Source organism: Mesorhizobium sp. M7A.F.Ca.US.007.01.2.1 (assembly GCF_003998165.1).
Lineage (GTDB): Bacteria > Pseudomonadota > Alphaproteobacteria > Rhizobiales > Rhizobiaceae > Mesorhizobium > Mesorhizobium ciceri.
The window spans coordinates 1-10311 of sequence record NZ_RZQP01000222.1; the positions used below are offsets into that span (position 1 = coordinate 1).

The 10311-nt window shown below is 63.0% G+C and carries 9 protein-coding genes; 3 read left to right on the plus strand and 6 right to left on the minus strand.

Features of this window, described 5'->3' with window-relative positions:
• Both EN949_RS28230 and EN949_RS28235 read left to right on the plus strand, forming a co-directional pair.
• On the plus strand, positions 1–341 hold a 341-nt coding region (locus tag EN949_RS28230; protein WP_127371850.1), incomplete at its 5' end, for a DUF1003 domain-containing protein.
• Positions 338–925, plus strand: a complete 588-nt coding sequence (locus EN949_RS28235) for a DedA family protein (protein WP_127371068.1) — start codon at positions 338–340, stop codon at positions 923–925. The genes EN949_RS28230 and EN949_RS28235, both read left to right, overlap by 4 nt.
• A 3-nt stretch (positions 926–928) precedes the next feature.
• On the opposite strand, the gene EN949_RS28240 is transcribed toward EN949_RS28235, so the two are convergent.
• From EN949_RS28240 to EN949_RS28270, 6 genes are all read right to left on the minus strand, one after another.
• Complete coding sequence (locus EN949_RS28240; RefSeq protein ID WP_013531899.1) at positions 929–1516, minus strand: hemerythrin domain-containing protein; 588 nt, start codon at positions 1514–1516, stop codon at positions 929–931.
• Positions 1517–1556: 40 nt separating this feature from the next.
• Positions 1557–1916, minus strand: a complete 360-nt coding sequence (locus EN949_RS28245) for a diacylglycerol kinase (protein WP_024503562.1) — start codon at positions 1914–1916, stop codon at positions 1557–1559.
• 81 nt (positions 1917–1997) lie between these two features.
• A complete protein-coding gene (locus tag EN949_RS28250; protein WP_127367076.1) occupies positions 1998–2414 on the minus strand; it encodes a GFA family protein in 417 nt (138 codons plus the stop codon).
• Between the two features lie 311 nt (positions 2415–2725).
• Positions 2726–4099, minus strand: a complete 1374-nt coding sequence (locus tag EN949_RS28260) for a 3-deoxy-7-phosphoheptulonate synthase class II (RefSeq protein WP_013531905.1) — start codon at positions 4097–4099, stop codon at positions 2726–2728.
• A gap of 134 nt (positions 4100–4233) precedes the next feature.
• Complete coding sequence (mfd, locus tag EN949_RS28265; RefSeq protein ID WP_127371238.1) at positions 4234–7731, minus strand: transcription-repair coupling factor; 3498 nt, start codon at positions 7729–7731, stop codon at positions 4234–4236.
• 72 nt (positions 7732–7803) lie between these two features.
• Positions 7804–8091, minus strand: coding sequence for a succinate dehydrogenase assembly factor 2 (locus tag EN949_RS28270; protein WP_013531907.1), 288 nt, complete (start codon positions 8089–8091; stop codon positions 7804–7806).
• A 92-nt stretch (positions 8092–8183) separates the two neighbouring features.
• Between EN949_RS28270 and recG the strand changes: the two genes are divergently transcribed.
• A complete protein-coding gene (gene recG / locus EN949_RS28275) occupies positions 8184–10292 on the plus strand; it encodes an ATP-dependent DNA helicase RecG (RefSeq protein WP_127367050.1) in 2109 nt (702 codons plus the stop codon).
• Positions 10293–10311 lie beyond the last annotated feature (19 nt).

Genomic DNA, 10311 nt, shown 5'->3' on the forward strand with positions numbered 1-10311 from the left:
TTCTGGTCCTATGGACGGCGGGCAATGTCTGGCTCCTGTCGCGTGACGCCTTCGATCCCTACCCGTTCATCTTCCTCAATCTCGTTTTGTCGATGGTAGCCGCCTTGCAGGCGCCGGTGATCATGATGGCGCAGAACCGCCAGACCGAACGCGACCGCATCGACGCCGCCCACGATTACGAGGTCAACTTGAAAGCCGAGATCGAGATCATGGCGCTGCATGAAAAGCTGGATGAACTGCGCCACGGCCAGATTCTCGGCATGCGCGACGAGATCGTGCAACTGACCGAGATGATCAAGCGGATCGACGAAAGGCTGTCTTCGCAGCAGTCGGCTTCATGACCGACGCGATCCACCATTTCATCGAACAATACGGGCTGCTCGCGGTCTTTGTCGGTTGCGTCGCGGAGGGCGAAAGTGCTGCCATTCTCGGCGGCTTCTTCGCCCACCAGCAGGTCTTCGTGCTGTGGCACGCCGTCCTTGCGGCCGGCCTCGGCGCCTTTGTCGGCGACACTTTCTTCTTCATCCTCGGACGAAGCTTTGCCGACCATCCCTATGTCGTCAGATTGCGCAAGCGGCCCGGCTTTCGCCGCGCCTTTCGCCTGCTCAACACCCATCCCGACATTTTCGTGCTGTCGAACCGCTATATCTACGGCATGCGTCTCGTCGGCGGCATTGCAGCCGGGCTCTCCAATATCACAGCGCCGCGCTTCGTCATCCTCAACGCGCTTTCATCGGCGGTCTGGGCGGTGCTGTTCGGTACGATCGGTTATGTCTTTGGACTTGGCGCAGAGCACTTCATCGGCCAGGCGCTGATGCATCACGAACGGTTGCTGATCGGTCTTGGCATCGGCCTGACCGTGGCCGTTCTGGCATGGCTCGTCGCCCGTCACATCGCCAGGAGGGAACGCGCCAGGGAAGGCTGATCGTCAATCCACCCCGAGCGCCCGATCCCCCCGATCGAGGATGAGCGGTATGATCAGGTCTTCCTCGTCGGCAAGATGTCTTGTCAGCATGGCGATCAGCCGGCTGTTTTCGTCGGCATAGGCGTCGGCTGCAAAGCGCTGTCTGTCTTCGCTCTCCTGCAGCGTCTTGATGAAGGCATTGGCCGCCTCGGCATTGCGCTCCAGCCCTTCATGGATGGTGTGGTGGTCGGCATCGAGAATCTCGAAGCCGCGCTTCAAACGGGGCTCGGCCTTGGCGAAGACCGGGAAATATTGATAATCCTCGACATTGTGGTGACCGTCGAGATGCCCAAGAAAATGATTGAGGCGCGGCGCGAACCAGCGCGCGAAATCAGGCGCCGTCAGCCGTCCCTCACGGAAGTCGTCAATGCCGTTGGCCAGCATGCCGCCAAGTTCGCGGAACATGTCGTGCCGCTGCAGCCACATATTGGCGATGCCGTGGACGTTGGCATGGTCCTGCCAGTTTTCACGCGGGTATTTTTCGACGAGCCAGCGCAGATCGTCTGGCAGGCCCACGCGTTCGAGAAGCAGAAAATTGGCGGCCCCGGCCATGACAGTCTCCTTTGGTGACTGGCATATAGGCATCGAAAGGCTAGATCGGTAGCCCAGTGATCCGCTCGATAATGGCGATGCCCCAGACACCGGCGACGATGAGCACCGAAATCAGCACCGCCAGCGAACCGCAATCCTTGGCCAACTGGATGTCGACATTGAACTCGCGGCTGAAAGCGTCGCATGCCGCCTCGATGCCGGTGTTAAGCACCTCGACCATGATCAAGAGCAGCACCGCGCCGATCAGCAAGGCATAACCGCGCCACGAGATCGAAACGAACCAGCCGAGCGGCAGTGCCAGCGCCAACAGCATCAGCTCCTGCTGGAAAGCCTTCTCGCTGGCGGCCAGCTTGCGAAACGCCCGCACCGAATTGAAATAAGCGTCGATCAGCCGCTGCATGCCAAACCCCTTTGCGAATCACCGGCACGGGATAATGCAATGGCTGGCCAGATCAATGGAATAAGGTGACTTGTCCAAGATTCATTCAGCAACCGGTATGGACGGTGTCGACTTTTCAAACTGCGGCAGCCCGTCGTCGATCGAATAGTAGTCGCCCTTGTCACCGACGAAGATATGGCATTCCCCCTCAAGACCTGTCGGCTTGTCGAACGATCCCGCCATGACTGAAACGTAGTCCTGGTCTCGCGGCTTCCAGAACAGCACCGACCCGCATGCCTTGCAGAACCCACGCCTGGCGAAGGTAGAGGCTTCGTACCAGGTGATACTTTCCACGCCTTCGATCACGATGTCGACATTGGCAACATTGGTCGCGGCATAGAAATGTCCGCTCTGCTTGCGGCATTGCGAGCAATGACAATAGACGACGCCACGCAACGCTCCGTTCGTTCTGAAGCGGACGGCTCCACACAGACACGATCCCTGGTGACCACCACTCACGTCGATCCTCCTTGAAAGAAAAGTGCCTGGCATCACCTTCAGGATTCCAGCTTTGCGGCGCACGCACGCAAGCAAATGCGACATGTACTGGCGTGGAGAATGGAGCCGCGGACCTGGCGCATCCGGCTTGGTGCGTTCGGCGTGCAGGCGATCTGCGAGTTTCCGGAAAAGCGCATCGAGTTTTCAAGGACGGCATTTGCTGACCCCAGACTCGCCGGCCTGCGCTGGGAACGCGGGCACTGAACCAACCAAAAGAAAAGCGCCGGATTTCTCCAGCGCTTTTCCCGTCAGCCGTTCAGGCCGAAATCGAGCTAACCGTTCGCAACCTGCTTGTGCTGCACCGGGTGGCTCTTCTTGAGCAGGTCTGACACCAGGAACGCCAGTTCGATCGCCTGGTCCGCGTTGAGGCGCGGGTCGCAATGGGTGTGGTAGCGGTCCTGCAACTCCTCGGCGGTGATGGCGCGCGCGCCACCGGTGCATTCGGTGACGTTCTTGCCGGTCATCTCGACATGAATGCCGCCCGGATGTGTGCCTTCGGCGCGGTGCACTTCGAAGAAGGTCTGAACCTCCTTCAGGATGCGGTCGAACGGCCGCGTCTTGTAGCCGGCGGCCTCGATCGTGTTGCCGTGCATCGGGTCCGACGACCACACCACGGAGCGGCCTTCCTTCTGCACCGCGCGAACCAGCTTCGGCAGATGGTCGGCGACCTTGTCGGAGCCGAAACGTGCAATCAGCGTCAGCCGGCCGGGTTCATTTTCGGGGTTGAGCAAGTCGATCAGCTCCAGCAAGCCGTCCGGCGTCAGCGACGGACCGCATTTCAGCCCCAGCGGGTTCTTGATCCCGCGGCAATATTCGACATGCGCATGGTCGGGCTGGCGGGTGCGGTCGCCGATCCAGATCATATGGCCCGAGGTAGCGTACCAGTCGCCGGAGGTCGAATCGACACGCGTCAGCGCCTCCTCGTAGCCGAGCAGCAGCGCCTCATGGCTGGTATAGAAATCGGTCTCGCGCAGCGCGTAGTTGGTTTCCGAAGTGATGCCGACGGCCTTCATGAAGTCCATCGTCTCGGTGATGCGGTTGGCGAGCGACTCGTATTTCTCGCCCTGCGGGCTGTCGGACACGAAGCCGAGCATCCAGCGGTGCACATTCTCCAGGCTGGCATAGCCGCCTTGCGCGAAGGCGCGCAGAAGGTTGAGCGTCGCCGCCGACTGGCGGTACGCCATCTCCTGGCGAGCGGGATCCGGAATGCGCGACTTCGGGTCGAATTCGATGCCGTTGATGATGTCGCCGCGATAGCTGGGCAGCGTCACCTCGCCCTTGGTCTCGTTGTCGGACGAGCGCGGTTTGGCGAACTGGCCGGCAACGCGGCCGACCTTCACCACCGGCTGCGCGCCGGCGAAGGTCAGCACCACCGACATCTGCAGGAAGACGCGGAAAAAGTCGCGGATGTTGTCCGCGCCATGCTCGGCGAAGCTCTCGGCGCAATCGCCACCCTGAAGGAGGAATGCGTCACCGGCAGCGACCGAAGCGAGCTGCTTCTTGAGCTTGCGCGCCTCACCGGCAAAAACCAGCGGCGGAAAGGTTGCGAGCTGGGCTTCCGTGTTCTTCAGCGCTGCAAGGTCCGGATAAGCAGGAACCTGCTTGATCGGCTTTGCTCTCCACGAATTCGGCGACCATTTCGTCATCGCTGCACCCAACGCTCTTTCCAGCGGCCTATACTCCGCCATTCCCGCCCCAATTGGGGATCGCGGCTCCATACACGAAGCCGATTTCCTATTCTAGACCGGAATTTCAGCGCTGGCGAATGGTCCGAGGCTAGCTACGCCGCCTTCTCCACCAGCCGTGCCAACTGCGTCATGACGACCGCCGAGCCCGCCAGCCTCTTCTCGGCTGTCGGCCAGTCGCGCACGAAGACGACACTGTGGTCCGGCCGGATCTTGGCCAACGATCCCTGTTCGCCAATGAACTTGACCAGCCCGACCGGGTTGGAGAATTCGCGCTTGCGGAAATGGATGACGACGCCCTTCGGCCCGGCGTCGAGTTTTTCGACATTGGCCTTGCGGCAGAGCGCCTTGATGAAGACGATCTTCAACAGATGCTTCACCTCCTCCGGCAGCGGGCCGAAGCGGTCGATCAGCTCGGCGCCGAAAGCGTCGATTTCCTCGGTGTTTTCGAGATCGCCGAGACGGCGATAAAGCGCCAGCCGGAGCTGCAGGTCCGGAACATAGCTTTCCGGGATCATCACCGCCGTGCCGACGGCAATCTGCGGCGACCAGCCGCCATCCTGCACCTCGCCCGAATCCTTCACCTCGGCGACGGCTTCTTCCAGCATCTGCTGGTAGAGTTCGAAGCCGACCTCCTTGATGTGTCCGGACTGCTCCTCGCCGAGAAGATTGCCGGCGCCTCTGATATCGAGGTCGTGGCTGGCCAGTTGGAAGCCGGCGCCCAGAGTGTCGAGCGATTGCAGCACCTTGAGCCTCCGCTCGGCGGTGTCCGTCAGCTTGCGGTTGGCCGGCAGCGTGAACAGCGCGTAGGCCCGCACCTTCGAACGGCCGACGCGGCCGCGCAATTGGTAGAGCTGCGACAGGCCGAACATGTCGGCGCGGTGGATGATCAGCGTGTTGGCGGTCGGAATATCAAGGCCGGATTCGACGATGGTGGTCGACAACAGCACGTCGTACTGGCCGTCATAAAAGGCATTCATGATGTCGTCGAGTTCGCCCGGCGGCATCTGGCCATGAGCCACCGCCACCTTCAACTCCGGCACGGATTCCTTCAGGAAATCATGTATTTCCGAGAGATCGCTGATGCGCGGCACCACATAGAAGGAATGGCCACCGCGATAGCGTTCGCGCAGCAGCGTCTCGCGAATCACCAGGGGATCGAAGGGCGATATGAAGGTGCGCACCGCCATGCGATCGACCGGCGGCGTGGCGATCAGCGACAGCTCGCGCACCCCGGTCAACGCCAGTTGCAGCGTTCGCGGGATCGGCGTCGCCGACAGCGTCAGCACGTGCACGTCGGTCTTCAGGTCCTTCAGCCGTTCCTTGTGCTTGACGCCAAAATGCTGCTCTTCGTCGATGATCAGCAGACCAAGGTTCTTGAACGAGATCGCGGAACCGAGCAGCGCGTGCGTGCCGATGACGATGTCGACCTGGCCTTCGGCGATGCCTTTCTTGGTCTCGGCCAGTTCCTTGGCGCCGACCAGCCGCGACGCCTGGGCGACGCGGATCGGCAGGCCGGAAAACCGCTGCGAAAACGTCTTGAAATGCTGGCGTGACAGCAATGTCGTCGGCACCACCACCGCCACCTGAAAACCTTCCATTGCCGCGATGAAGGCGGCACGCAGCGCCACTTCGGTCTTGCCGAAACCGACATCGCCGCAAATCAGCCGGTCCATCGGCTTGCCGGCAGCAAGATCGTCGCGCACCGAATCGATGGCCGTCTGTTGGTCGTCGGTCTCTTCATAGGGAAAGCGGGCGGCGAACTCGCCATAGAGGCCTTCTGCCGGCACCAGTGGCGGCGCCGAGCGCATCTGCCGCTCGGCGGCGATGCGGATCAACTGACCGGCCATGTCGAGCAGGCGCTTCCTCAGCCGCGCTTTGCGCGACTGCCAGGCGCCGCCGCCAAGCTTGTCCAGCGTCGCCTCGGCCGTGTCAGAACCGTAGCGCGACAGGAGTTCGATGTTTTCCACCGGCAGGAACAGCCGGTCGTCGCCGGCATAGTGGATTTCCAGGCAGTCATGCGGTGCGCCGACCGCTTCGATGGTGCGCAGGCCAATGAAACGGCCAATGCCGTGGTCGGCATGGACGACAATGTCGCCGGCCGACAGCGCCGAGGCCTCGGCAATGAAATCCGAGGGACGTTTCTTGCGCTTCGAGCGCCGGATCAGCCGGTCGCCCAAAATGTCCTGTTCGGCGACGACGACCAGTTTTTCGGTCTCGAAGCCGGATTCGAGCGGCAGCACGGCCAGGGCCGCCTGCCCCGGCTCGAGCTTTTCGGCTTCCGCCAGCGTCACGACCTGCTTGAGGTTGCCGAGATGGTGTTCGGCGAGGATCTGGCCAAGCCGGTCGAGCGAGCCTTCGGTCCAGCCGGCGATGACGACGCGGCGGCGCGCCGCGCGCTCATCGGCGATGTGTTTGACGACGACATCGAACACGTTGGCGTTCGGATCGGCGCGCTCCTCGACGAAGCTGCGGCCGTGGCGCGAACCGGCGTGATAGACCTTCTTGGCGCCAATGTCGGGCGCGTCGAATGGCGTAAAGTCGATCGCTTCGCGCGGCCCGAGCGAGGTGACCAGGTTTTCCGGGGAGAGATAGAGCAGGTCCGGCGCGACTGGCTTATAGGGCACCGCATCCTTCAGCGCGCCGTCGGCCTGCTTCCTGCGCGCCTCGTAGTGATCGAGGATCAGCGTGTGGCGCTCGGCCAGCGCCTCATGCGCCAGATGGTCGAAGATGACAGGCGTGTCAGGCAGATAGTCGAACACCGTCTCCAGCCGTTCGTAGAAGAACGGCAGCCAGTGCTCCATGCCAGCGAAGCGACGCCCTTCGCTGACCGCCGCATAGAGCCCGTCGTCGCGCTGCGGTGCGCCGAAGGCTTCGATATAGGAGCGGCGGAAGCGGCTGATGGTTTCCGGCGTCAGCGCCACCTCGCTCATCGCTTGCAGCGCCATCGACTTGCGTTGACCGGTGGTGCGCTGCGTGGCGGCGTCGAACACACGGATCGATTCCAGCGTGTCGCCGAAGAAATCGAGCCTGAGCGCCTCGGTCCAGCCGGGAGCGAACAGGTCGAGAATGCCGCCGCGCACCGCGAACTCGCCGATGCCGCGCACTGTCGACACACGCTCGAAACCGGACGTTTCCAGCCGCGAGACCAGTGCGTTCATGTCGATCTGGTTGCCGGGCCTGGCATGAAAAGTCTGCGCCTCGACCAACTCGGACGGCGGAATGCGCTGCAGCAGCGCATTGGCGGTGGTGAGGATGACGGCGCGGTGCGGCTTCTTCGCCAGAGCGATCATGGCGGTCAGCGCATCGAGGCGCTTGGCGGCCGCATCGGAGCCGGGCGAGACGCGGTCGTAGGGCAAGCAATCCCAGGCCGGCAGTTCCAGCACCGGCAGGCCGGGGGCCGCGAAGGACAATGCCTCGATGATCGCCGGCAGGCGCTGACCGTCGCGCGCGACGAACAGAACCGGCTTGTCGGGCGCGATCTCGAGCGCCGCCTGCACCAGCGCAAAGGCTTCGTAGCCGTCGGCGACGCCATCGACGATGAACTGACCGGCGCGGCCTTTCGGCAGACCGATGGTGGGAATGAGGCTCATGAAATCACGGTCTTGTTTTATCGCAATTCCGAATGGAAAACCGCTTCGTACTTTTCCTGGAATTGCTTGTGTTCAGAATGTCAGAGAGCGGCGGAAAGCCAGGATCTTTCGCAGGACGGCACAATCGATATCGGCCGGAACCGGGCGTTCGCCGGTGACCATGGGCAGGAATTCGGTATCGGGAATGTCGAGGAGCCTCTCATATTGGTCGATTTCCTCGTTGGTCAAGACGCCGATCTCAGCGTCGGCGAAAGTGCCGAGGATCAGGTCCATCTCGCGCATGCCGCGATGCCAGGAGCGAAACAGAAGCTTGCGGCGGCGCACGTCCAGCCCCTCGCTTGATCTCGTCGTTCCGGTCATCGTACCGCATCCTTGCTTGCTGCGGCGCATATAGCGTGGATAGAAGGGGCTGTCAGCCTTGCGCTGCCGCCGTCGCAACATAAGCTGACATCATGCGTCCGACCATCCTCGATCCCTTGTTTGTCCCGATCACGTCGCTTGCAGGCGTCGGACCGAAAGTCGGCGCGCTGATCGAGAAGGTTGTTCCGGCCGATCTCGGCGACCGCGCGGCGCGTGCCGGCGATCTTCTGTTCGTGCTGCCGCACACCGTCATCGACCGGCGCAGTCGGCCTGGTATCGCGGGATCCGCGGAAGGCCAGATCGTCACGCTCGATGTGCGCATCGATCGCCACCAGCCGCCACCGCGTGGCAACAGGTCGGTGCCCTACCGGGTCTTCGCCCATGACGATACCGGAGAGATCGCGCTGACCTTCTTCCATGCTCACGCCTCCTATCTCGAAAAGGCGATGCCCGAGGGCGAGCATGTCGTGGTCTCGGGCCGCATGGAATGGTTCAACGGCCGCCCGAGCATGGTCCACCCCGACCATATTGCGCTGGCCAGCGAGGCGGAAAACCTGCCGCTGGTCGAACCGGTCTATCCCCTGACAGCCGGGCTCTCGGGCAAGGTGCTGCGCCGGGCGATCGGCCAGGCGCTGACGCGCGTGCCTGAATTTCCCGAATGGCAGGACGGCGCCTTCATGCGGCGGCACACCTTTGCGGCCTTTGGCGATGCGCTTGCCCGCATCCACAATCCGGCCGACCCGATTGACGTCTCCATCGATGGTGCCGCCTGGCGGCGGCTCGCCTATGACGAGTTGCTGGCGGGCCAGGTCTCGCTGGCGCTGGTGCGAGCGAAAGTCCGCAGGCTGTCCGGGCGACCCCTGGTCGGCGACGGCCGCATCGTCGAAAAACTGCGGGCCGCACTGCCCTATTCGCTGACATCAAGCCAGGAGTTTGCGCTGGCCGAAATCAATGCCGACCTCGCCGACCCAGAGCGCATGCTGCGGCTTCTGCAGGGCGATGTCGGTTCCGGCAAGACCGTCGTCGCGCTGCTGGCCATGGCGCGTGCCGTCGAGGCCGGCGGCCAGGCAGCCTTGATGGCACCGACCGAAATCCTGGCGCGCCAGCATCTGGCGACCATCACGCCGCTTGCCGCCAAGGTAGGGCTTCGCATCGCCATCCTCACCGGTCGCGAGAAGGGCCGCGAACGCGCGGATACGCTGGCCGGCCTGGCAACCGGCGAGATCGACATCGTCGTCGGCACCCACGCGCTGTTCCAGGAGACCGTCACCTTCAAAGACCTCGTCTTCTCCGTCATCGACGAGCAGCATCGTTTCGGCGTCCATCAGCGGCTTGCCATCACCGCCAAGGGCGACGCGCCAGACATGCTGGTGATGACGGCCACTCCTATCCCGCGCACCCTGGTGCTGACCGCTTTCGGTGACATGGACGTGTCGAAACTGACGGAAAAACCGGCCGGCCGCCAGCCGATCCGTACCGTTACGCTGCCGCTCGAGCGGCTCGACGAACTGGTCGCCCGCATGGTGGACGCCGTCGCCGGCGGCCAGAAGATCTACTGGATCTGTCCGCTGGTCGAGGAATCCGAAGAGATCAAACTGATGTCGGCCGAAGACCGCTTCGCCTCGCTGAAACCATTGTTCGGCGATCGCATCGGTCTCGTTCACGGCCGCATGAAGGGTGCAGAGAAGGACGAGGCGATGCGCGCCTTCAAGCAGGGCGAGACACGCATCCTGATCGCCACCACCGTCATCGAGGTCGGCGTCGACGTGCCGGACGCCACCGTCATGGTCATCGAGCATGCAGAGCGCTTCGGCCTTGCCCAACTGCACCAGCTTCGCGGCCGGGTCGGACGCGGTGACAAGCCTTCCTCATGCGTGCTGCTCTACAAGGACCCGCTCGGCGAGACCGCAAAACGCCGGCTGTCGGTGATGCGCGAGACCGAGGATGGGTTCCTGATCGCCGAGGAGGACCTGAAGCTGCGCGGCGAAGGCGAATTGCTTGGCACCCGCCAGTCGGGCACGCCGGGCTTCCAGGTGGCTCGCATCGAGGCGCATGCCGACCTTCTGGAGGCCGCCCGCGACGATGCCAGGCTGATCCTGTCACGCGATCCGGAGCTGCAATCGCAGCGTGGTGAGGCGTTGCGCCTGCTGCTTTACTTGTTCGGTCGCGACGAAGCCGTGCGGCTTCTGCGCGCCGGCTGAGCCAGGGCGGCAACCGAAG